This is a genomic window from Halomonas aquatica (genome assembly GCF_040196335.1).
Lineage (GTDB): Bacteria > Pseudomonadota > Gammaproteobacteria > Pseudomonadales > Halomonadaceae > Halomonas > Halomonas aquatica.
In genome coordinates, this window is sequence record NZ_JBEGCJ010000002.1 from 633,584 (window position 1) to 657,005 (window position 23,422).

General features: G+C 67.7%; 19 protein-coding genes. 7 read left to right on the forward strand and 12 right to left on the reverse strand.

The window, feature by feature from the left end:
• Positions 1 to 6: 6 nt before the first annotated feature.
• Entirely contained in the window at positions 7 to 1,476 is a 1,470-nt protein-coding gene (gene guaB, locus ABE960_RS06125; RefSeq protein WP_349761339.1) for an IMP dehydrogenase, read from the reverse strand.
• A gap of 230 nt (positions 1,477 to 1,706) precedes the next feature.
• Between guaB and ABE960_RS06130 the strand changes: the two genes are divergently transcribed.
• The 3 genes from ABE960_RS06130 to ABE960_RS06140 all read left to right on the forward strand — a co-directional run bounded on the left by ABE960_RS06130 (position 1,707) and on the right by ABE960_RS06140 (position 5,061).
• Complete coding sequence (locus ABE960_RS06130; protein WP_349761340.1) at positions 1,707 to 2,774, forward strand: AbrB family transcriptional regulator; 1,068 nt, start codon at positions 1,707 to 1,709, stop codon at positions 2,772 to 2,774.
• A gap of 78 nt (positions 2,775 to 2,852) precedes the next feature.
• Complete coding sequence (xseA, locus tag ABE960_RS06135; protein WP_349761341.1) at positions 2,853 to 4,247, forward strand: exodeoxyribonuclease VII large subunit; 1,395 nt, start codon at positions 2,853 to 2,855, stop codon at positions 4,245 to 4,247.
• Positions 4,248 to 4,407: 160 nt separating this feature from the next.
• Complete coding sequence (locus ABE960_RS06140; RefSeq protein WP_349761342.1) at positions 4,408 to 5,061, forward strand: peroxiredoxin; 654 nt, start codon at positions 4,408 to 4,410, stop codon at positions 5,059 to 5,061.
• Between the two features lie 84 nt (positions 5,062 to 5,145).
• On the opposite strand, the gene glrR is transcribed toward ABE960_RS06140, so the two are convergent.
• The 6 genes from glrR to ABE960_RS06170 form a co-directional block, all read right to left on the reverse strand.
• A complete protein-coding gene (gene glrR, locus ABE960_RS06145; protein WP_349761343.1) occupies positions 5,146 to 6,540 on the reverse strand; it encodes a two-component system response regulator GlrR in 1,395 nt (464 codons plus the stop codon).
• A 15-nt stretch (positions 6,541 to 6,555) separates the two neighbouring features.
• Positions 6,556 to 7,122, reverse strand: a complete 567-nt coding sequence (locus ABE960_RS06150; protein WP_349761345.1) for a hypothetical protein — start codon at positions 7,120 to 7,122, stop codon at positions 6,556 to 6,558.
• The gene (locus tag ABE960_RS06155; protein WP_349761347.1) at positions 7,119 to 8,624 is read right to left on the reverse strand and encodes a sensor histidine kinase; all 1,506 of its coding nucleotides are present in this window, start codon (positions 8,622 to 8,624) and stop codon (positions 7,119 to 7,121) included. The genes ABE960_RS06150 and ABE960_RS06155 overlap by 4 nt, the downstream gene beginning before the upstream one ends.
• 857 nt (positions 8,625 to 9,481) lie before the next feature.
• Entirely contained in the window at positions 9,482 to 10,795 is a 1,314-nt protein-coding gene (argA, locus tag ABE960_RS06160) for an amino-acid N-acetyltransferase (RefSeq protein ID WP_349761348.1), read from the reverse strand.
• A gap of 125 nt (positions 10,796 to 10,920) precedes the next feature.
• Positions 10,921 to 12,186, reverse strand: a complete 1,266-nt coding sequence (locus ABE960_RS06165) for an inorganic phosphate transporter (protein WP_349761349.1) — start codon at positions 12,184 to 12,186, stop codon at positions 10,921 to 10,923.
• Between the two features lie 72 nt (positions 12,187 to 12,258).
• Complete coding sequence (locus ABE960_RS06170) at positions 12,259 to 12,939, reverse strand: TIGR00153 family protein (protein ID WP_349761350.1); 681 nt, start codon at positions 12,937 to 12,939, stop codon at positions 12,259 to 12,261.
• A gap of 105 nt (positions 12,940 to 13,044) precedes the next feature.
• Here ABE960_RS06170 and ABE960_RS06175 point away from each other — a divergent pair, with 105 nt between their 5' ends.
• Together ABE960_RS06175 and ABE960_RS06180 are read left to right on the forward strand one after the other, a co-directional pair.
• Positions 13,045 to 13,962 (forward strand): CYTH domain-containing protein, encoded by a 918-nt coding sequence (locus ABE960_RS06175; protein ID WP_349761351.1) that lies wholly within the window; start codon positions 13,045 to 13,047, stop codon positions 13,960 to 13,962.
• Positions 13,963 to 14,012: 50 nt separating this feature from the next.
• Entirely contained in the window at positions 14,013 to 14,915 is a 903-nt protein-coding gene (locus ABE960_RS06180; RefSeq protein WP_349761352.1) for an ion transporter, read from the forward strand.
• 69 nt (positions 14,916 to 14,984) lie between these two features.
• Here ABE960_RS06180 and ABE960_RS06185 read toward each other — a convergent pair whose 3' ends face one another.
• Entirely contained in the window at positions 14,985 to 15,608 is a 624-nt protein-coding gene (locus ABE960_RS06185; RefSeq protein ID WP_349761353.1) for an L-threonylcarbamoyladenylate synthase, read from the reverse strand.
• Positions 15,609 to 15,695: 87 nt separating this feature from the next.
• On the reverse strand, positions 15,696 to 16,580 hold the full coding sequence (locus ABE960_RS06190; protein ID WP_349761354.1) for a PHP domain-containing protein: 885 nt from the start codon (positions 16,578 to 16,580) through the stop codon (positions 15,696 to 15,698).
• A 128-nt stretch (positions 16,581 to 16,708) separates the two neighbouring features.
• Between ABE960_RS06190 and ABE960_RS06195 the strand changes: the two genes are divergently transcribed.
• Together ABE960_RS06195 and mnmC are read left to right on the forward strand one after the other, a co-directional pair.
• Positions 16,709 to 17,008 (forward strand): YciI family protein, encoded by a 300-nt coding sequence (locus ABE960_RS06195; protein WP_349761355.1) that lies wholly within the window; start codon positions 16,709 to 16,711, stop codon positions 17,006 to 17,008.
• A gap of 169 nt (positions 17,009 to 17,177) precedes the next feature.
• The gene (gene mnmC, locus ABE960_RS06200) at positions 17,178 to 19,241 is read left to right on the forward strand and encodes a bifunctional tRNA (5-methylaminomethyl-2-thiouridine)(34)-methyltransferase MnmC2/FAD-dependent 5-carboxymethylaminomethyl-2-thiouridine(34) oxidoreductase MnmC1 (protein WP_349761356.1); all 2,064 of its coding nucleotides are present in this window, start codon (positions 17,178 to 17,180) and stop codon (positions 19,239 to 19,241) included.
• 5 nt (positions 19,242 to 19,246) lie between these two features.
• Here mnmC and ABE960_RS06205 read toward each other — a convergent pair whose 3' ends face one another.
• The 3 genes from ABE960_RS06205 to zipA form a co-directional block, all read right to left on the reverse strand.
• On the reverse strand, positions 19,247 to 19,519 hold the full coding sequence (locus tag ABE960_RS06205; RefSeq protein WP_349761357.1) for a YheU family protein: 273 nt from the start codon (positions 19,517 to 19,519) through the stop codon (positions 19,247 to 19,249).
• Positions 19,516 to 21,561 (reverse strand): NAD-dependent DNA ligase LigA, encoded by a 2,046-nt coding sequence (gene ligA / locus ABE960_RS06210; RefSeq protein ID WP_349761358.1) that lies wholly within the window; start codon positions 21,559 to 21,561, stop codon positions 19,516 to 19,518. The genes ABE960_RS06205 and ligA overlap by 4 nt, the downstream gene beginning before the upstream one ends.
• Positions 21,562 to 21,695: 134 nt before the next feature.
• Complete coding sequence (zipA, locus tag ABE960_RS06215) at positions 21,696 to 23,372, reverse strand: cell division protein ZipA (protein WP_349761359.1); 1,677 nt, start codon at positions 23,370 to 23,372, stop codon at positions 21,696 to 21,698.
• Between the last annotated feature and the right edge of the window lie 50 nt (positions 23,373 to 23,422).

Sequence of the window (23,422 nt, forward strand, 5' to 3'; positions counted from 1 at the left end):
TCGGTATCACCCGCCCCGGTAGTTGGGGGCTTCCTTGGTGATCTGCACGTCGTGAACGTGGGACTCGTTGAAGCCGGCCCCGGTGATCTTCACGAACTGCGGCTTGGTGCGCATCTCCTGGATGTCGCGGCAGCCGGTGTAGCCCATGGAGGCGCGCAGGCCGCCCATCAGCTGATGGACGATGGCGCTCATCATGCCCTTGTAGGGCACGCGGCCTTCGATGCCTTCCGGCACCAGCTTCTCGGCGCCCTCGCTCTTGTCCTGAAAGTAACGGTCGGCGCTGCCCTGGGTCTGAGACATGGCGCCCATGGAGCCCATGCCGCGGTAGGCCTTGTAGGTGCGGCCCTGGTAGAGCTCGATCTCGCCCGGGGCCTCCTCGGTGCCGGCCAGCAGGCCACCGGCCATCACGGTGCTGGCACCGGCGGCCACGGCCTTGGCCAGGTCGCCGGAGAAGCGGATGCCGCCGTCGGCGATCAGCGGGATGTCGTAGGGGCCAAGGGCCGCGGCGACGTTGGAGACGGCGGTGATCTGCGGCAGACCCACGCCGGTCACCACGCGGGTGGTGCAGATGGAACCCGGGCCGATGCCGACCTTGACCGCATCGGCGCCGGCCTCGGCCAGGGCCTTCGCGGCCTCGGCGGTGGCGATGTTGCCGCCGATGACCTGAATCTGCGGGAAGTGCTCCTTCACCCAGCGAACGCGCTCGATCACGCCCTTGGAGTGGCCGTGGGCGGTATCGACCACCACCACGTCGACGCCGGCCTCGGCCAGGGCGGCCACGCGGTCGGGCGTCTCGGGGCCGGTGCCCACGGCGGCGCCGACCAGCAGGCGGCCGTCGGCATCCTTGGCGGCGTGGGGGAAGTTGCGGGCCTTCTCGATGTCCTTGAAGGTGACCAGGCCACGCAGGTGGAAATGGTCATCCACCACCAGCATCTTCTCGACGCGGTGCTCCTGCATCTTGCCCTTGATGACGTCGAGGCTGGTGCCCACCGGCACGGTGACGAGCTTCTCGCCGGGGGTCATGATGTCGTAGACGCTGTCGCCGTGGTTGGGCTGGAAGCGCATGTCGCGCTCGGTCACCAGGCCTACCAGAGCCTCGCCTTCCACTACCGGGAAGCCCGAGAAGCCGTTCTCCTTGGCCATCATCAGCAGGTCGGCCAGCTTGGCATTGGGCCCCACGGTGACCGGATCCTTGACGATCACGCTCTCGTGCTTCTTGACCTTGCGCACCTCGGTGGCCTGCTGGGCGATGGTCATGCTCTTGTGGATGATGCCGATGCCGCCCTCCTGGGCCATGGCGATGGCCAGGCGAGCCTCGGTAACGGTGTCCATGGCGGCGGAGACCAGCGGGATGTTCAGGTAGAGATCCCGGGTCAGGCGGGTCCGGAGGCTGACGTCGTTGGGCAGGACCTCGGAAAAACCGGGGACGAGTAATACGTCATCGAACGTAAGAGCTTCTTGGGCCATACGTAACATATGCGGCAACACCCAGTGAACTGGTGGAGGGAGTCAAGTTAATCCCCCATTATAACGACCAAGCCGGGGAGCGGGCAATCCACGTCGTGCCTGCCCGCCGTCAGTCGCGGCGAAACTCGCTGCGCCAGCGAGCCAGGGCGGCGTCCCTCCCCCGCCACAGGGGGCCTGTCGACCCCCGCAGGCCCACCACCCGACCGCAGGCCCACCACCCGAAAGGAGGTCACGACGGCTTGGACGACACCCTCAGCATCCGGCTGGCCGCCCTTGGCCGCTTCTTGCCAACGCTGGCTCTGGGACTGGCTGGCGGCGGCCTCGCCTACTGGCTCGACGTTCCCCTGCCCTGGCTGCTTGGCGCCTTGTTCGCCACCACCCTGGCGAGCCTCGCCGGCGCCCGGCTGCGCTCGCCGGGGCGGGGCCGCAAGGGCGTGCTGGTGGTGATCGGCGTGATGCTCGGCGCGGCCTTCACCCCGGAGATGTCCGGCGACCTGTCCCTGTGGGGCGCCAGCCTGAGCGTGATGCTGCTGGCCACGGCGGTGATGATGGCCTTCTCGGTATGGTTCTCGCGTCGAGTCGCCGGCCACTCGCTGGACACCGCCCTCTATGCCGGCGTGCCCGGCGGCGTCTCGGCGGTCACCGCCATGGCACTGGACTCCAGCGCCGACCTGCGGGTGGTCGGCATGAACCATGCGGTGCGCATCCTGGTGCTGCTGGTCGCCATTCCCCCGGTACTCAATGGCATCGGCCATGTCAGCCTGCAGCCCACCAGCATGAGCCTGGCCCAGTGGCTGTGGCTGCCTGGCCCGGCGGATGCGGCCTGGCTGGCCGGAGCCGGCGTGCTGGGCACCTGGCTCGGGCACCGGTTGCACCTGCCCAACGCCCTGCTGTTCGGCCCGGCGCTGATCTCGGCGGCGCTGCACCTGACGGGGCTGACCCATGCCGCCATCCCGCCGATGCTGATCGCCCTGGCACAGGTGATCATCGGCGTCTCGGTAGGGGTGCGCTTCACGGGGACCTCGCTGGCCAAGGTGGGCCATACATTGGTGATGGCCGCGCTCCAGGCGCTGGGTCTGCTGGCGATCGCCATCCTCGCCGCCTGGGGCATCCACGCCGCGACAGGGGTGTCGCTTCCGGCCGCGCTGCTCGCCTACATGCCGGGCGGGGCGCCGGAACTGAGCCTGGTCGCACTGTCGCTGGGCATCGACCCGGCATTCGTCACCTCGCACCACCTGCTGCGCATCACGGTATTGATCCTGCTGATGCCGGTGCTACTGGGTGCCTGCCGACGCCTGAGCGCCTGACGCGCCCGGCACCGGGGCCGAGGGGCAGGGCGGTTCCGTGCTAGGCTGGTCGGCGTTCCGGCCGGAGACCATGCCACCATGCCCCCCAACGACAGCGACACCTCCAGCGCCCCGCCTGTCCTTTCCGTCACCGAGCTCAACCAGCGTGCCCGCCAGGCCCTGGAGCAGGACGTCGGCGAGGTATGGGTGGAGGGCGAGCTCTCCGGGGTGTCGCGGCCGAGCTCGGGGCACGTCTACTTCACCCTGAAGGACGAGCGGGCCCAGCTGCGCTGCGCGCTGTTTCGCACCCGGGCGCGCTTCGTCGCCGCGCCGATGCGCGACGGCGACCGCGTCAAGGTCCGCGGCCAGGTGTCGCTCTTCGAGCCTCGCGGCGACTACCAGTTGATCGTGGAGGCGGTGCAGGCGGCGGGAGAAGGCGAGCTGCTGGCGGCCTTCGAGCGGCTGAAGGCCCGGCTGGCCGCCGAGGGAGTGTTCGCCAATGCGCGCCCCCTTCCCTTCCCGCCGCGCCACCTGCTCGTGCTCACCTCGCCCACCGGCGCGGCGATCCGCGACGTGCTGGCGGTGCTGGCGGCGCGCTGGCCGCTGGTCCAGGTCACGATAATCCCGGTGCCGGTGCAGGGACGCGAGGCGGCACCGGCGATGATCTCGGCACTGGGACTGCTCAACCGCCAGCAAACACTGGATCCGAGCCGGGATGTCATCCTGATCACCCGCGGCGGCGGCAGCCTGGAGGACCTGTGGGCCTTCAACGACGAGCACCTGGCCCGGGCGATCTTCCATTCCCGGCTGCCGGTGATGTCTGCGGTGGGCCATGAGGTAGACGTCACGCTCGCCGACTTCGCCGCCGATGCGCGCGCCCCCACGCCCTCGGCCGGGGCCGAGCAGCTGGTGCCCGACCGCCGCGAACGGCTTCACCGCCTCGACCGGCTGGCCGACCGGCTGACGCGCGCAGAGCGTGGCCGCCTGGAGACGGAGGCCCAGCGCCTGGATCACCTGCGTGCCCGGCTGCGCCACCCCGGCGAGGTGCTGGCCGCGCGTCGCCTGCAGATCGACCAGTTGGAGGGACGGCTGGGGCGGGCCATGCAGGCGCGGCTCGCTCTGGAGCGACGGCGCGAGAACCACCTGCGCCAGCGCCTTTCCCTGCGCTCGCCGGACCGGCTGGTGGAACAGGCCGGGCAACGGCTGGAGCGCGCCACGCTGCGCCTTCACCAGACCCTGCCGCGAGCGCTGGCCCGCCATCGAGAGCGGCTGGGCGGGCTCGCCCGCGAGCTGCAGGCGGTGAGCCCGCTGGCGGTGCTGGGGCGCGGCTACGCGATCCTCGAGGACGACCAGGGCCGGGTGGTCCGCCGGGCGGCAGATACCGCGCCAGGCCAGGCGCTCGAGGCCCGGCTGGGCGAGGGGCGACTCTCGCTCACTGTCTCCGGCATTGAGGCCAGTGACGACGGGGACCGTGGCGGAAAGGCAACAGAGTGATACTGAGAATATTGTTATTCCGAAATATGATCGAAACACTGGTGCCGTCGGCCCTTTGAGGACGGAAGACCAATACCCATATACAAGAGGATAAGGTTCTTCCCCGAGCCCAGATGCCGATCACTCGGGGACACATCCCCAACCATCAGGGAGTACCATCATGTCACTGCGTATCAATGACGTCGTACCGGACTTCGAGGCCGAGACCAGCCAGGGACCGATTAGCTTCCACGAATGGATCGGCGACAGCTGGACCATCCTGTTCTCGCACCCGAAGGACTTCACCCCGGTGTGCACCACCGAGTTCGGCGCCGTCGCCAAGCTCAGCGAGGAGTGGAAGAAGCGCGGCACCAAGGTGATCGGCATCTCCGTGGACGGTGTGGAAGACCACAAGAAGTGGATCAACGACATCTCGAGCTACGCCAGCTGCGAGGTCGGCTTCCCGATCATCGCCGACGAGGGCCTCAAGGTCGCCAAGCTTTTCGACATGCTGCCGGCCGAGGCCTATCTGCCGGACGGTCGCACCCCGGCCGACAGCGCCACCGTGCGCTCGGTGTTCATCATCGGCCCGGACAAGCAGCTCAAGCTGACCATGACCTACCCGATGAACGTGGGCCGCAACTTCGGCGAGGTGCTGCGCGCCCTGGACGCCCTGCAGACCGCCAACGGCAAGGGCGTGGCCACGCCGGCGGACTGGACCACCGGCGAGGATGTGATCATCCCGCCGACAGTCTCCAACGAGGACGCCAAGGCGAAGTTCGGCGAGTTCGAGACCATCTTCCCCTACCTGCGCAAGACCCGTCTGAAGGACTGATCGCGCCGGGCACACGACACGACGCACAGGACCCCCTGCTTCGGCAGGGGGTCCTGCGTTGTGCTCCCTGTTCCGGGGCTGGCGTCAGGACTTTTCGGCCTGTCGCGCGGCCGGCTTGAAGGCACCGGGCTCGAGCTGGTGACGGGCCAGCAGCTTGTAGAAGTCGGTGCGGTTGCGCCCGGCGATGCGGGCCGCATGGGTGACGTTGCCCTCGGTGATCTTGAGCACCTTGACCAGGTAGCTGCGTTCGAAGCCGGCCCGGGCGTCATTGAAGGTCGGCAGGGCGTTGTCCTCGGCGGCCAGCGCCTGGGCCACCAGCCCCTCGGGGATGATCGGCGAGGTGGTCAAGGCTACGCACTGCTCCACCACGTTGACCAGCTGGCGCACGTTGCCAGGCCAGCCCGAGGAGGCCAGGAGGTTGAGCGCCTCCGGCGAGAAGCCCTTGACGAAGGGCTTGTGCCGGGCGGCGGCCTGGGCGACCAGGTGCTTGGCCAGCAACGGGACGTCCTCGGCGCGCTCCTTGAGGGGCGGCAGCCGCAGGTTCACCACGTTGAGCCGGTAGTAGAGGTCCTCGCGGAACTCACCCTCTCGCATGGCGTGATCCAGGTCGCGGTGGGTCGCCGAGATGATGCGCACGTCGATAGGGATCGAGGCGGTGGAGCCGAGCGGTCGGACGTGGCGCTCCTGCAAGGCCCGCAGCAGCTTGACCTGCAGGGTCATCGGCATGTCGCCGATCTCGTCGAGGAACAGAGTGCCGCCGTCGGCCGCCTGGAAGAGGCCGCGGTGCTCGCCCACCGCCCCGGTGAAGGCGCCCCGGGCATGGCCGAACAGTTCACTTTCCAGCAGCTGCTCGGGCAGCGCTCCGCAGTTGATCGCCACGAAGGGCTTGTCGGCCCGCGGGCTCGCCTTGTGGATGGCACCGGCGAGTAACTCCTTGCCCGATCCGGAGGCGCCGGTGACCAGCACGCTGACGTCCGAGACGGCCACCATGCGGGCCTGTTCCAGGATGCGTTCCATCTCGGGGCTGCGGGTGATGATGGCCTCGCGCCAGCGGTCGTCGCCCTCGGTGGCACTGGTCGAAGTCTGGGCCAGGGCGTCATCGATGGCGGAAAACAGCTCGTCGCGGTCCACCGGCTTGGTGAGAAAGCCGAACACCCCCTGTCGGGTGGCACTCACCGCATCGGGGATCGAGCCGTGGGCGGTCAGGATGATCACCGGCAGCCCCGGCACCCGACGCTGGATCTCCTGGAACAGGGCCAGTCCGTCCATCTCGTCCATGCGCAGGTCGGACAGCACCAGGTCAGGACGCTCGACTTCCAGCCGCTTGAGGGCCTCGCGACCGCTTTCGGCGGTGGTGACTCGATAGCCGCGGCTCTCCAGCCGCATGCCCAGCAGTTTCAACAGGCTGACGTCGTCATCCACCAGCAGGATGTGCGCGCCATGATGGCCGGCATTGGGCAGGCGTCCGGTCTGCTTCATGTCGTCTCTCCGGGGTTATTCACTCTGCTGTCGCAGGTTGATGCTCTCTTCGATGGCGGTGAGTTGCTCGAGTTTCTCGGCCATGGCCTCCAGCTCCTGAGTGAGCGCTTCATTCTCCATCATGGCCGTATCGTTTGCGCGGCGGCTTTCGGTCAGCTGGCCGGCCAGGCGGCGGCGCCCCTCCAGCTCGTTGAGCCAGTAGCGCAGCAGCGGCTGCAGTTCGGTCGGGGCAGCATGCAGGTCGGCCTTGTAGAGCTCCGAGGCGCGGTTCCACTGCTGCTCGCCCCCCCAGGAGAGCAGCACGGCCCGCGCCAGGCGTCGCTCCTTGGCATCGCCCTCCAGACGGGTCAGGGTGGCCTCCCGCCAGGCCCGGTCCCCTCGCTGGGAGGCCAGGCCGAAGGTCACCCAGTCATGGAGCAGGCACTCCACGTTGTCGAAGTCCGGCAGTTCCTCCTGGCAGACCGCCGAGCCGAGGGAGGTACCCTGCAAGGACGAGGAGGGAGACTGCAGCGGGGTCGGCAGATACTGGCATCCAGCCAGCCACGCCGTTGCCAGGCACACCAGCCAGGGGCGTAGGGTCATGAGATATCCTTCCTTGCGTCTTCACCCACCGCGGCGGGTGTCGGGCGCTCGTCGTTCGATTCGGGTAGCGGGGTCGAAAACGGCAGGGTGAGCCGGAAGCACACGGCCAGTCGCGGGTCGTCCACCAGCTCCAGGCGACCTTCCTGAAGCCGGGCACAGTCGGCGGCCACCGAAAGGCCGATGCCGGAGCCCTTGAGCGGCCCCTTGCGGCGCACACGGCCCTGATAGAAGGCATCGAACAGTCGCTCACGATCCTCCTCGGCAATCGGCTCGCCGCTGTTGGCCACCTCGATCATCAGGTGATCCTTGAGCGGTCGGGCGCGGATATCCAGCACGCCGCCATCCTCGCCATAGGCCACGGCATTGGAGATGAGGTTGTCGATGACGCGGGCCGTGGCGGTGCGGTCGATCGCCCAGGTCAGGGGGCCATCGAAACAGCTGACGCGCATCTCCTTGTGGTCGAGTGCCAGGCGATGCTTGGCCAGCACCTCCTTGACCACGGTGGCGACATCCAGCCGTTCGATGTGAAGCTTTCGACCGTGCTTGAGCAGGTTGTAGTCGAGCAGCTGCTCGATCAGCTGCTGAAGCTCTCGCCCGCTGGCATCGATGAGATCGAGGATCTCGCGCTGACGCGGCGTGACCTCGCCGGCCACCCCGTCGGAGAGCAGAGACGAGCCTTCGCGAACGCTGGCCAGCGGGGTCTTGAGTTCGTGGGACATGTGGCGCAGGAACTGCTGCTTCTGGGCCTCGAGCTCGTCGAGCCGCGAGGCCAGCCAGTCCAGTCGCTCATCCAGGGTGATCAGCTCCGCCGGGCCCTTCAAGGGCCGCGCGTTGCGACCTGCATCGCCGCCCACACTGCCGATCCCCAGGATGCGCCTCTCGAGCTGGCGGATCGGGTGAACGATCAATCGCGTGACCAGCAGCATCAGCACCAGGCTCGCCGACACCAGTGCCGCGGTCTGCCACCAGAGACGGACCTGCACGTCCTCGGCACGCGCACTGATGGCGTCGATGCGCTGGTCGATGCGCCGGTTGGTGGCCCGGCGCATCGCCTCGGTATGCTGGGCGAAGGACAGGAAGTCGGAGAGGCGCGCCCTGAAGGCCTCGAGGGGGAGGTCAGGGAGCCCGGCGAGGTCGCCGAGCGCTTCCTCCAGAGCCGCCACGTCGGGGTCGTCGGGCAGCAGCAGGCGCTGCTGGGCCAGCAATTGCCGGAACTCCGCGAGGCGCTCGTCGAAGATATCCAGGAGCCCCTCCTGCTCGACCACCGCATACTGGCGGGCGCCGCGTTCCATCTCCAACGCCAGGGCCCCAAGCGAACGGGCGCGCCGGGTCTCCTCCACCGCCTGGCGGGCACTGACATCGGCCAGTCGCGACAGCTCGGAGAGCGCCTGACCGGCCTGGATCATCAGCACCGCCAGCGGCAGCATCACGACCAGGAAGGCCAGCAACACCAGCTGCAACAGCGAGCGCGGGCGCCAGTGACGTGTAACGGCTGAAGTCATGGACAGCGTTCTTTGCAGGAGGGTAAAGGGAACCACCATCGTCCATTCCTCAGGATACCAGAGTTCAACCGACCTCCCCGTGATCGCTCTCTCCACGACCACCGACGAAAAAAAGGGCCGGCATGGCCGGCCCAATACGCAGGGAACTGAAGGGTCTGGAAAAACCATCGATGGACGACCTGGTCCGTCCATCGTTCGCCTTTCCATGGGCCGGGGCCCCGAAGCCATGAGAACGCCATCTGCCACCAGGGGCTGGTCATCCTCATGCGGGTGGCATGCCACTCATCCTCAGACGGGTGTCACGCCACCCCGCTCCGTTCCTGGCAGCGCCGCCTCGACAGAGCCGATGGCGATGCTGCGCGATTCGATTCCCCCTGACAGGTCGAAACCCGGGGGTGGCATCCTTGCCAGGGCATCCCTGCCCTCTCGATACCGATCCTTGCCATTCGGCGGTACCGTCTCATCGCAACCTTACGTCACACATCGCTTTGAGCAGACACTGGTCGCGTCAGGGGGGCGGGAGCACAGGGTAGTGATGTCCCACCCCTCCCTTGGCAACCGGAAAACGGTTCGAGCCGTATGAACCGTTTTCCTTGCTCACCATGACTACTGCCAGCTGCGTGCCAGAAATCGCTATGTATCTTTATTTTCAGTTAGTTAATACATAAAAAAGCGGGAATGGCCGCAAGAGGACGACCGAGAGAGGAAAAAACGCGCCTCTACCATGACTTTTCGTCGCCAACTGGCGACGCCCTTTCGGCACTATCCTGAATTACCTTTAATGTCAGCATATTGCAGCGTTGCCATCAGGCGACAACACGGCGGCGGGCGACGCCTCGTGGCGACAGCCCGCCCACTCAGGGGAGGGTCTTGACGAGGATCTTGGACTTGCGGGCGTGGTTGTAAGTGTCGCGACGCAAGGTCGGAAGCACCTCGATGTCGGCCAGGCGGAAGCCGTGCTCGAAGAACCAGTGGGTGCTGTGGGTGGTGAGGGCAAACAGCGACGAGAGCCTCAGGCGCCGAGCCCGACGCTCGATCTCGGCGAGCAGCAGCTCGCCACGTGCGCCTCCCCGGTAGTCGTCATGCACGGCCACGCAGGCCAGCTCCCCCATGTCGGCCTCGCCGAAGGTGTGCAGGGCGGCGCAGCCGATGATCATGCCGTCGCGCTCGATCACCAGGTAGTCGTCGATCTCGTACTCCAGCCGCTCGCGGGACCTCGGCACCAACATGCCGCGCCACTCCAGCGGCTCGAGCAGCTCAAGCAGCCCGCCGATATCGCCGAGCTCCGCCGGGCGAAGCTGCTCATAGCGATGCTCGGTGATCATGGTGCCCACGCCATCGCGGGTGAACAGCTCGCCGAGCAAGGCGTCGTGATCATGCCAGGAGAGCAGGTGGGTACGGGCGACGCCATGGCGAGCCGCCGCACAGGCCGCATCGAGGTGCCGGGAAAGCTCGCTGGACGGGTCGGCCTGTTCGAGTAGCGGCACGGCGTCGGCCGGGGTCAACTGGCGCTGCAGCTGGCCGCTGCGGTCGAACAGCCCGCTGGCCTCGCCGAGCAGGATCAACTTGTCGGCGGAGAGCGCCGTGGCGGCGTGTCGCGCCACCTCGGAGGCATCCAGGTCGAAGACCTCACCGGTACTGGAGAAACCCAGCGGCGGCAGCACCACCAGCGATCCTCGCTCGAGCAGGCCCTCGATGGCCTGCTCGCGCACCCGGCGCACCTCGCCGCTGCGGTCGAAGTCGACGCCATCGCGCACGCCCAGCGGCTTGGCCATCACCAGGTTGCCGGAGACCACGGTCATCTCGATGCCATGAAGCGGCGTGTTGGGCAGGCCGGGCGAGAGCCGCGCCTCCAGCCAGAGCCGCTGCTCGGCGGCGATGCGCTCTACCCGGGACATGATCGCCTCGTCGGCCACCCAACGCCCCCGATGCCGGGTCGGCACGATGCCCACCTCGTCCAGGGCCTGCTGCACCTGGGGGCGGATGCCGAACACCACCACCAGACGCACGCCCAGGGTATGCAGCAGCGCCAGGTCCTGGACCAGTTGCTCCCCTCGACCACTCGCCATGGCCTCCCCCTCGATCAGGATGACGAAGGTTCGCCCACGATGGGCATTTATATAGGGCGAGGAATTGCGGAACCAGTCCACGAAGGGGAAGCGAGTATCCAAGGCCGCACTCCGGCAGCAGATGAATGAAAGGGAAGCGAAATCCACTATACCAGAGCCCAGAAAAAGGCGGCACCACCGAGGTGATGCCGCCGCTGTCCAGTCTGGACTAGCCGGGAGGCGACGCCCTAGCCGAACATGCCCTTGAACATGAAGAAGAACAGGATCGACAGGCCGGCCCCGGCCGGCAGGGTGATCAACCAGGACATGGCGATGGTGCCGATGACCCGCATGTTGAGCGCCGCCATGCCGCGGGCCAGGCCCACCCCCAGCACCGCACCCACCAGGGTGTGGGTGGTGGAGATCGGCAGGCCGGTGCCCGAGGCAAGCACCACGGTGGTGGCCGCCGCCAGGGTGGCCGCGAAGCCACGGCTCGGGGTGAGCTCGGTGATCCCGGTGCCTACCGTGGCGATGACCTTGTGGCCATAGGTGACCAGGCCGACGACGATACCGCCGCCACCCAGCACCAGTACCCACCAGGGCACCAGGGAGGCGCCCCCGATCGAACCGCCGGCCTGGACCACACTGATCACCGCGGCCAGGGGCCCCACGGCGTTAGCCACGTCGTTGGAACCGTGGGCGAAGGCCATGGCGCAGGCGGTGAAGATCATCAGCACGCCGAAGACTCGCTCCACTCCACTGAAGCCGAACTGGTCGGTCTGGCGACTCGATGCCTTGATGCGCCTCTCCATCAGCACGCCGAGGCCCATGATCAACAGGCCGACGAGGATGGCGAGCAGCAGGCTGGTGCCGAAACTGAGGTGCAAGCCAATATGCTTGAGGCCCTTGGTGAGGGTCACCATCACCACGGCGAAGCCGACCAGGAAGATGTACATCGGCACGTAGCGCTTGGCGGCGACGAAGGGATCCTGGGCCTCGAAGATCAGGTGCTGAATCGACCTGAAGAGGGTGAAGGCGATGGTGCCGGACAACAACGGCGACACCACCCAGCTGGCGGCGATCTTGCCCACCGAGGCCCAGTCCACGGTGCTCGCCCCGAGGCCTGCCACCGCGAAGCCGACGATGGCGCCGACGATGGAGTGGGTGGTGGAGACCGGCCAGCCCTTCATGGAGGCGATCAGCAGCCAGGTGGCCGCCGCCAGCAGGGCGGCCAGCATGCCGTAGACGAGCAGTTGGGGGTCGTCCTGCAGCAGTTGTGGATCGATGATGCCCTTGCGGACGGTATCGGTGACCTCTCCACCGGCCAACCAGGCGCCGAGGAACTCGAAGATCACGGCGATGATGATCGCCTGCTTGATGGTGATGGCCTTGGAGCCCACCGAGGTGCCCATGGCGTTGGCCACGTCGTTGGCCCCGACGCCCCAGGCCATGAAGAAGCCGAAGAGACAGGCGAGGATGATGAAGATATCGCCGTGCTGCGCAATGATCGACATAGGGAGGGTTCCCTTTTTGCGGTCAGAAGTAGGCTAGACAACGAGGCCCCGGGATTGCCGGGTCCGCTGTGCTCAATTGGCCGTCATGATCTGCAGGCGGCTACCGACGCGCTCTGCGCGGTCGGAGAGTTCGCCTACCCCGTCGATGATCGTGTAGAGGAACATCACGTCCACCGGCGGCAGGCGATCCTCCAGCCCGAACAACTGACGGCGAATGGCCACCTGCTGGCTGTCGGCCTGCTGCTCGAGCACATGCAGCTCGCGGATCAGGTTCTGCATCACGTCGGAGACATTGCGACCGAAGCCGGACTCCAGCAGGTCCTTGAGCTCCTCCAGGGCGTGACGCGCCTGGGCCACGCAGGACACGGAGGTGCGGATGTAGTCGCGCATCGGTTGCGCCAGCTCCTGGGGCACCTGCATCCGGCGGCCAAGCATGATGCCGGTGATGTCGCGGACCTTGTTGGCGATCTTGTCCTGGACGCTGATCAGGTCTAGCAGGTCGGAACGCGACACCGGCAGGAACATGGTCTTGGGAAGGTTGAGACGCAGCTCGGCCTTCAGCTCGTCGGCCTCGTGCTCGAGGCGCGTGATCGTCTCGCGGTGCTGTTCGGCGGTGTCCCAGTCACCCTCGAGGGAAGCCTCGAAGAAGGGCAGCAGCTCGTCCGCACAGGCATTGGCCTTGACGATATGGGCCAGCAGCGGATGGAATGGCGAGCGGCCAAACATCGCGGAGAAGGGGTTGGATGTCACCATGGGGTATCTATAAACCTGGAAAATGGCGGCGTCAGTATAGTGATTGGCGCCACCACCGTCATGAAAAAATCATCCATTATTCATCAAACCGAGGTGGCAATCCCGATGGCAGACGAGATCGAGCTCAAGCTGGCCCTGGGGGCCGAGGGCCCCGAAGCCCTGCGGCACCACCCTCGCCTGGCCGCCCTGACACCGACGATCACGCACCTGGGCAACACCTATTTCGATACCCCGGAAGGCGACCTGGAGCAGGCACGGATGGCGCTGCGCCTGAGGCGGGCGGACGACCGGCTGCTGCAGACCCTCAAGACCCGTGGCCAGGGCGGCGGCGGCCTGTCCACCCGCGGTGAGTGGGAGTGGGAGGTGGATGGCCCCGGCCTCGATCTTCAGGGGCTGGCTGATCTGCCCCCAATGGCCGAACGGGGTGTCGGCCTGCTCGAGCGCCTGGTGCCACGCTTCGCCACCGACTTCGTGCGCGAGACCTGGTGGCTCGAGGACCGGGACGGGACCATCGAGCTCGCCCTGGACCTCGGCGAGATCCGGGCAGGCGACCGGGTCGTGGCGATCCGCGAGCTGGAACTCGAGCTCAAGGCGGGCACCCCGGACGCCCTCTGGTCACTGGCCGAGTCCCTGGCCGACTCGGTGGCCCTGCGGCCTTCGGACACCAGCAAGGCAGCCCGCGGTGGCGCCCTGCTCGGCGGCGAATGGGTGCTGCCCGAGGCCACCAGCCCCGCGAGCTGGCTGCATCGCGCCACCGTGGCGCTGGATGCCCTGGCGGATACCGGCGACGATGCCTGGCGCGACGAGGCATGCCGGGCCTTCCAACGGCTGGCGGAACTGGGCGATGATGCCCTTCTTGATGTGCCTGTTGATGCGCCAAGGCGTGACGACGATGCCCGAACGCGTGACGACGCCCGCCTGATTGCCGAGGCGATGGATACCGCGGCCTGGTTGACCCCGAGCGTCGGCGGTCGAATGCTGCGGCTGGCCCGCCGGCTGCCAGGCGACGTCAACCTGGCCTGATCGGATATGACATCCCCTGGCTCGGAACCGCCACCACAAGGACGACGCCCGTGAACTATCACCCCAGGCCCGCGGGTGAAGGCCTTCGCACTCGAGTCTTCCAGATCATCTTCGAGTCCGACACCCTGCCGGCCAAGGCCTTCGACATCGCACTGATCGCGGCGATCCTCGCCAGCGTGCTGGTGATCATGCTCGAGAGCGTCGCACCCTTCCGCGAGGATCATGCAACGCTCTTCTACTGGATCGAATGGGGCTTCACTGTGGGCTTCACCATCGAGCTGGCAGTGCGCCTCTACTGCCTCGAACGCCCCTGGATGTACCTGAAGAGCTTCTACGGCATCATCGACCTGATGGCGATCTTGCCCACCTGGCTGGCCCTGTTGCTGCCGGGGGCACAGTCGCTGGTGGTGGTGCGCCTGCTGCGCACCCTGCGTATCTTCCGTGTGCTGCGGATGATGGAGTTCGTCGGCGAGGGGCGCCTGCTGCTCGGGGCGCTGCAGCGCAGCGGCCACCAGATCTTCCTGTTCCTCTTCACCGTCTTCCTGCTGGTGACCATCTTCGCCTCGATCATCTACCTGATCGAGCCTGCGGAGGCCGGCTTCACCAGTATTCCCACCTCGATCTACTGGGCCATCGTCACCCTCACCACCGTGGGATACGGCGACATCGTGCCGGTCACTCCGCTGGGCCAGGCGATCTCGGTCATGGTGATGCTGATCGGCTACTCCATCATCGCGGTGCCGACAGGGGTCTTCTCTGCCGAGGTGATCCGCTCGATCCGCGCCGACCGCTACTCCGACGAGGCCTGCCCGGGCTGCGGCCACGACCGCCATGAAAAGCGGGCCAGATACTGCCTGCGCTGCGGCACCTGGCTCGACGAGGACACCCCGGACCCCAACCTCGAGGAGCAGGCACGGGACGACGAGGAGGGGCCGCAGGGCAAGGAGAAATAGCGGGAGGGGGCGAGCCCACCGGGGGTGGGCGATGCACCGCCGGCATCATGCGCCGGCGACGCAGCCGGATCACGCCTCGAAGGGGCGGATGTCGCCGCGTCCCTCGCGGAGGATCTTCGGCGGGAGGTCGCGCAGGTCGATCACGCTGGTCGCCTCCAGGTGGCAGGCGCCACCGTCGATCACCAGGTCGAGGTGCGCGCCGAAGCGCTCGCGGATATCCTCGGCGTCGGTCATCGGCAGCTCCTCGCCCACCGGGATCAGGGTGACGCTCATCAGCGGCTCACCCAGGGCGCCCAGCAGGGCCCGGGTGATCTGGTGATCCGGCACGCGCACCCCGATGGAACGACGCTTGGGATGCAGCAGCAGCCGCGGGACCTCGCTGGTGGCATCGAGGATAAAGGTATAGGCACCGGGGGTATGGGCCTTCAGCAGACGGAAGACCGCATTGTCCACCTTGGCGTAGGTACCGATCTCGGAGAGATCCGAGCAGACCAGGGTGAAGTTGTGCTTGTCATCCAGCGAGCGCAGCCACTTGATCTTCTCGATGGCCTTCTTGTCCCCCAGATGGCACCCCAGGGCATAGCCGGAATCGGTCGGGTAGGCGACCACTCCCCCGTTACGGATGATCTGGATCGCCTGGTCAATCAGGCGCTTCTGGGGATTGTCCGGATGGATATGGAAGAACTGGCTCATGCGAGCTCCCTGTTCGGTGGCCGGAAATGGGATGTCAGTCACTATGATAACGCTTCCTGACCGGGCGGCCGATGCCCAGGCGGCGGCCTAGGAAGCGATGCCGGCCAGGCGAGGATGGGTCCACACCGGCGGCGTGGCGGTCCGTGGCACCGGGCTCATGCTTCCCGGCGACAGGTGGCCGCCGGGGAAATGGAAGTCGCTGCCCACCGAGCCGTAGAGGTCACGCTCTTGCAGCTGGCGTGCCAGGTCGCGGGTCACGTCGGCATTCTGGAAGCCGCTGACCAGCTCCGCGGCCTGGCCGCCGGCGGCGGCGAAGTCATCCAGCAGCAGTCCGCGCTTGCGCCGGGTCAGGCCGTGGCGAAGCGGATGGGCGAGCACCGCCACCCCGCCGGCATCGAGGATCCAGGCCACCACCGTGGAGAGGAAGGGCCAGAGGGCCTTGATGTCGCCGGCCTTGCCGTTGCCGAGGTGTTTCTTGAACGCGCTGCCGATGTCGGGCACCAGCCCCGCCGCCACCAGCGCCCTGGCGAAGTCCGGCCGCCCCAGGGGGCGCTCGGACCCGGCCTGCTCACGGGCACGCGCCAGGGCATCCTTGAGCCCGATCTTCTCGAGTCGCTCGGCGATGCGCAGGGAGCGCTGCTCACGGGCCTCGGCCTGGGCAACCAGGCCCTCCACCAGATCGCCGCGAGGGCCATCGGGCAGCAGGCCCACCACGTGGATATTGATGCCCCGCCATTGGGTGGAGAGCTCGGTGCCGGGAATCAGCCCGATGCCCTGCTGACGGGCGGTTGCCTGCGCCTCGGCGATACCATCCATGGTGTCATGATCGGTCAGCGCCATCAGGGACAGCCCCCTCGCGCGGCACAGCGACACCACCTCGGCCGGCGGCAGGGCGCCGTCGGAGGCCGTGGAGTGCATGTGCAGGTCGATGGTGAGAGGATCGCCCTCGAAACGCGCGGGAGGTGCTGTCATTGGGCATGACGCCGGCAGGTGACTTTGTCAGAATATCCCGCCATGGTGCTTGTGCGCCCGGTGACGGTCAATGCCGGGTACTATCGCTACTCGCGGCGCGAGCCGCCCACCACCGAGGAAGAACCGAGATGCTATACGCCATCATCAGTGAAGATGTGAACAGCAGCCTGGAGCGGCGCCTGGCCGCCCGCCCTGACCACGTGGCACGCCTCGAGACGCTTCGCGACGAGGGCCGCCTGGTGCTGGCCGGCCCCCATCCCGCCATCGACAGCGATGATCCGGGCGAGGCCGGCTTCTCGGGCAGCCTGGTCGTCGCCGAGTTCGAGGACCTCGAGAGCGCCCAGGCCTGGGCCGATGCCGACCCCTACATGATCGCCGGCGTCTACGCCCAGGTGACCGTGAAGCCGTTCAAGAAGGTCCTTCCTTGACCCCACCCGCAGGAGCCGTTGTCCACAGCCGGTTTCCCACAGCTGCTGTGGGCAAGTCTGTTGAAACGCCGCGGACGCCTTTCTCCAGCCCGGCTACCGGGCCGCCGCGACACGATCGATCAACCCTTGACCACCCCCGCCCCTCGACCGGAGCGACCGGAGTCCTGCCTTGACCGCTGCCCCCGATGCCCTGCCCCCGCTGTCCGGCCTGAAGACCGCCCATCTGGACTGGCGCCGGGATGACGGCGGCGAGGAGGCCCCTTACTCCACGGTCTTCGATGACGTCTACTTCTCGCGGCATGACGGCCGCGCCGAGACCGAGCATGTCTTCATCAACGCCAACCGGCTGCCCGAGCGCCTTGCGGCCTGGCAGGGTCCGCGGCCTTTCGTCATCGGCGAGACCGGCTTCGGCACCGGACTGAACATGCTCTGTGCCTGGACCTGCTTCGATGCCCATGCCCCGTCGCAAGCCCGGTTGCACCTGATCTCCACCGAGAAGTTCCCCCTGGCACGAGACGACCTTGCCCGGGCGCTGGCCGCCTGGCCGGACCTCGCCGAGCGAGCCGCCCGCCTGGTCGAACAGTGGCCGGAGCCGGTCGCCGGCGTGCATCGGCTGTGGCTCGATGACCGGGTCACCCTGGACCTGCACTTCGGCGACACCACCGAGCGCCTGCGACTCCTCGACGGTCGGGTCGACGCCTGGTTCCTCGATGGTTTCGCGCCCTCGAAGAACCCAGAGATGTGGCACCCGGAACTCTTCGCCGCCATGGCCGCCCGCTCGCGCCCCGACGCGACCCTGGCCACCTTCACCTGCGCCGGGGTGGTCAAGCGTGGCCTCAAGGCAGCCGGCTTCGCCTGGCGCAAGGTGCCGGGGTTCGGCCGCAAGCGCGAGATGCTGGCCGGCGAGATCGCCGAGCCCCCCGCGGACCATCGTCGAGCCCCCACCCCCTGGTTCACGCCACCTGCTCCACGACCGGCTCGCCATGTGATCGTGGTCGGGGCCGGCATCGCCGGCACGAGCACCGCCGCCGCGCTGGCCCGGCGCGGCGTCACGGTGACCCTCGTCGACCGCGAGGGGCCCGGCAGCGGCGCCTCAGGCAACGCCCAGGGGGCGCTCTACGTCAAGCTCGCCGCCGACACCAACTCCCAGAGTCGGGTCTATCTCGCGGGGCTCCTTCACAGCCATCGCTGGCTCGAGGCCCTCGACCCGCAATGGACGCTGTGGCAGCCCTGCGGGGTACTGCAACTGGCCATGAGCGAGAAGGAGCAGGCGCGCCAGGCCCGCTTCCTGGCCCATCACCCCCTGCCGGAAGGCGTGGTGAGGGGCGTATCGGCGGACGAGGCCTCGCGCCTCGCCGGCACGCCCATCGACCATGGCGGGCTGGACTATCCTCGGGCGGGCTGGGTGCGCCCGGCGGCCCTGTGCCGACGGCTGGCCGCCACGCCGGGGATCGAGTTCCGCCAGGCAGAGGGTGTCGGGCTGACGCCCGTGGATGGCGGCTGGTCGCTGGACCTCGCCTACGGCGAGCGCCTGGCGGCCGACCAGGTGGTGATCGCCACCGCGATGCTGGCCAACCGCTTCGACCAGACGGCGTCGCTGCCGCTGCAGCCGGTACGCGGCCAGGTCAGCCGGCTGGCGCTGCCCGAGGGGGCGCCGGTACTGGATCGGGTGGTCTGTGCAGGGGGCTATGTGTCACCGGCCCTCGATGAGGGACTCACCTTCGGTGCCACCTTCGCACCGAACCAGGCCGAGACCGACATGCGCAAGGCCGATCACGCCGCCAACCTGGCGGAGCTCGAGGCCACCCTGCCGGCCTACGTGGCCGACCTTCGCGACGCGGGCGCCGAGCTCGACCCGGCCCGGCTGGACGGGAGGGCGGCGGTGCGCGCCGCCAGTCCCGACAAGTCGCCCTATGCTGGACCGGTGCCGGATGCCGAGGCCTGGCAGACGGACTATGCCCTGCTGGCCAAGGATGCCACCCGGGTTCCCGAGGTGCCGGGATGCCACCACGGCGGACTGTGGATCAGCACCGGCCATGGCTCCCGCGGACTGGCCAGCGCACCGCTGTGCGCCGAACTGATCGCATCGATGATCTGCGACGAGCCGATGCCCCTGGAGCAGCCGCTGGTGGACCACCTGCACCCGGGGCGGCGGATCATCCGAGATATGGTGAGGGGCCTGCTGAGCGGCCAGATGGGGAAGCAGGTGAGAGAGCCGGTGAGAGAAAAGTAGCGCCGCTACCCCTCCTCCTCGTCATCGGCCAGATCGCGACCGAAGGACCGCCACTGGGCCAGTGTCATCACTTCGGTGGACTCGGTCTGCAGATCATGAGCGATGATAAGCTCGCTGCGCTCGAGCTGGGTCTTGAGCTGGGCCACCCAGCCGCGCATGCCATCGGAGGTGTCGGTGGTGTCGTAGCCCTGGCGGGTGACGAAGGTCTCCAGCAGGGCGTCCAGGGTCTCCCCCGGCAGCATGCGGTAGGGCACCTCGATAAAACGATCGCCGTTCATGCGTCGGACTCTCCCGTTTCCCATGCGGCCAGCCGCTCGAGGAAGCTGGCCTCGTTGATGACCTCGACCCCCATCTGCTCGGCCTTCTCCCGCTTGCTGCCGGCGGCCTCGCCAGCCACCACGCAGGCGGTCTTCCTGGAGACGCTGCCCGCGACCTTGGCGCCCAGGGCCTGGAGCCGCGCCTTGCCCTCGTCGCGGGTCATGCTCGCCAGGGTGCCGGTGAGCACCCAGCTCTGGCCGGCCAGGGGCTGGGGACGCTCGCCGACCTCCTCCTCGTGCCAGCTCAGACCGCAGGCGAGCAGGTCGTCGATGGTCTCGCGGTTGTGGGGCTGGCGGAAGAAGGTATGCACATGGGCGGCGACGATGGGCCCCACGTCCTCCACGGCCTCCAGCGCCTCCTGCTCGGCGTCCATCAGCGCGTCGAGCGTACCGAAGTGGCGAGCCAGGTTGGCGGCGGTCGCCTCGCCCACCTCGCGGATGCCCAGGGCGAAGATGAAGCGCGAAAGCGTCGTCTGCCTGGCCTTCTCGAGTGCCGCCACCAGGTTCTCTGAGGACTTGGTGCCCATGCGCGGAAGCTCGGCGAGGCGCTCGGCCTCGAGCCGGAACAGGTCCGCCGGGGTGGTCACCCAGTCTCGCTCGACCAGCCCCTCGATCAGCTTCTCGCCCAGGCCATCGATGTCCAGGGCTCGCCGGGAGGCGAAGTGCTTGAGCGCCTCCTTGCGCTGGGCGGGACAGTAGAGCCCGCCGGAGCAGCGCGCCACCACCTCGCCCTCCAGATGCTCGATCTGTGAACCGCAGGCCGGGCAGTGCTCGGGGAAGACGATCGCCCGGGCATCCGCCGGGCGCCGCTCCTCCAGCACCCTCACCACCTGGGGGATGACGTCGCCGGCCCGGCGGACCGCCACGGTATCACCGATCATCACATCGAGCCGGGCGATCTCGTCGGCGTTGTGCAGGGTGGCGTTGGAGACGGTGACGCCGGCCACCGAGACTGGCTCGAGCCTGGCCACCGGGGTGATCGCCCCGGTGCGCCCGACTTGGAACTCCACGTCGTTGAGCCGAGTGGTCTCCTCCTGGGCGGGAAACTTGAAGGCGATGGCCCAGCGCGGGGCACGGGCCACGAAGCCCAGCTCGCGCTGCAGGCGCAGGTCGTCGACCTTGATCACCACCCCATCGATGTCGTAGCCGAGGGCGTCGCGCTTCTCGCCGAGCTCTCGGCAATAGTCGATGATGCCCTCGGCTCCCTCCACCACCGTCAGCTCGCGGCTGGTGCGAAAGCCGAGGTCGCCGAGCCGGGCCATCAGCCGGCTGTGGCTGGCGTCGCCCGGCTGAGGCTCGATGCGCGCCACCTGGTAGGCGCTGAACTCCAGCGGCCGGGTGGCGGTGATCTTCGGGTCGAGCTGGCGCAGGCTGCCCGCGGCGGCATTGCGCGGGTTGGCGAAGACCTTGCCATCCAACTCCCGGGCCCGGTCGTTGAGTGCCTCAAAACCCTCGTGGCTCATGATCACCTCGCCGCGCACCTCCAGCAGGTCGGGGGGCGCGTCGCCGCGCAGGCTGAGCGGGATGGAGCGCAGGGTGCGCAGGTTGGAGGTGATGCCCTCGCCGGTGCGGCCGTCGCCGCGAGTGACGCCGGTGACCAGCTCGCCCCGCTCGTAGACCAGCGAGACGGCCGCCCCGTCCAGCTTGGGCTCGCAGCAGAAGGCCAGTGGCTCGCCATGGGTCTCGAGGCGGTCGGCGACGCGCCGGACGAAGGCCTTGATCTCCTCCTCGCTGAAGGCGTTGTCCAGGGAGAGCATGGGTACGGCATGCTGCACCTCGGGGAAGCCGGCGTCGGGGGCGGACCCAACCCGCTGGGTGGGCGAGTCGGGGGTCACGAGCTCGGGATGCGCCTCCTCCAGCTGCTGCAGACGACGCAGCCGGCGGTCGTAGTCTGCATCGGTCAGCCGGGGCTCATCGAGCACGTAGTAGCGGTAGTTGGCGTCGTCGAGCTCGGCACGCAGACGCGCTACCTCGTCGTGGACAGGCGGATCGGCTTGGCTCATGGCTTCCCTGGTCTGGTGTCACGAATGCGGCACTATTCTCGCATAGCCGCTTTTCGACTGCCCATAACGGAGCAACCCCATGAAATCATGGGGTTGCTCCATCAGCTTGTGATATACCACCGGCGGTGTCTCGGCTAGTTCACCTGGTAGCGCTTGAGGCGAGTGCGACGCTCGAATTCCTGTACTCGCTGACGCGCGAACTCCACGGTCTGGGCAGTCATCACGCTCTGGTGCTCGTCCTTCAACACCCCACCCAGGTGGCGGACGATGACCATGGCGGTCTCGACCATCGCCTCGAAGGCCGCCGCGGTATCGCTGGCACCCGGCAACGGCATCAGCAGGGTGATGCCCTGGGTGCGGAAGTCGTCCATGGCCTCAATGGGGAAGGTCCCCGGCTTGACCACGTTGACCATGGAGAACTGCAGGCGGCTATCCGGGTCCTCGGTCTCGAAGCGATGGAAGATCCCCATGTCACGCCCGTAGCGAAGCCCGCAGGCCAGCATCAGGTCGAGTAGCGCCGTGCCCGAGAAGCCTTCCTCGTCGCGGGACATCACGCTGATCACGATGATCTCATCGGCATGGCTCAGGATCTCGCGAGCATGCTCGGCATTGACGTCGTGACGCAGCGCCTTTTCCAGTACCGGGTGGGTGCGTACCACATCGTCACGCGGGGAGCTGTCGTCCATGTCAGACTCGGACTCTGCCATGGCGGGCTCTTCGATGATCGGGGCCTCCGCCTCCTGCCGATGGTGGCGGGGCGGAGTGAAGAGGGGATCATCATCATCGGCGAGGGACACTGCCTCGGCCTCGAGCCGACGACGCTCGGCCTTCTCGTCCTCGGCCTGCTGACGCCGCGCCGCCTCGCGGGCGGCCTTCTCGGCGCGCTCCTGCTCCCGGCGAACCTTCTCGCTGCGCTTGTGTTCACGGCGATCGGCGAAGGACTTCTGCAGGGAGGTACCGAAGCGCTGCATGGATGAGCCGACCCGCTTCGAGCCGCTCTTGAAGGAGTCCCCCATGCCCTCGAGATCCACCAGCCGATAGCGTTCCTCGTCGGCGTAGGCATCATGATCCTCGGGATCTGCCGTCAGGGGCTCGGCCCTCTCCGGCAGCTCGACATTCTCCTCCGCCCTCATCTCGAGACCCTCCATCTCGAGGCCCTCCAGGCTCGAGAGCGCAGGCTCGCGCCGATCGTCCTCGACGGGTTCACTCGCGGGGGAGCCGACATGACCGGCGCTGGCTTCGGGACGCGAAGGCGGAAGCTTGACCTCGGGGTCGCGGGCCTCGTTAGACCTGAGCATCTCAGCGGAAATCGAGTCGCGGACCGGCGCATCCCGGTCTAGTGAATTTCCATCTACTGAATCTGTGACTCTTGCATCGCCCATTGCATCGCCGGTTGCAACGACCCTGGCATCGACTCTTGCATCGCTGCGGGTGGCAGACGCAGGGACGACCGACGGCTCGCACTCGTCGGTCGTGTCTGCTGCAGGGCGGCCGACATCCGGCCTGGAACGCCGGAACTCCGACAGCACCCGTGATGGGCCGGGATGCTCCTGGCGCTGCAGCTTGGGCTTGGGCTGTGTCCCCCGGTCTTCCGCCGGCCTGATGACCCGCGCCCCTCCGTTGGGCAGCTCCCAGTTGATTTCGGCCGCGCGGGCCTCGGCTTCAGGGTCCGCGTCGCGTGCTGCCGGTCCGCTCTCGACCTGGTCCAGACGCGGTACGCGACGCTGACGCTGCAAGCGACGCACACCATCGATAACAATGAGCGTCACCAACGCCAGCCCCAGTAAGATCAGCCACTCTCTTAGTTCCATGGGTCGTCATGCCTTTTGCTAAGGCGCCATGCCTGATGGTTGTCCGTCAA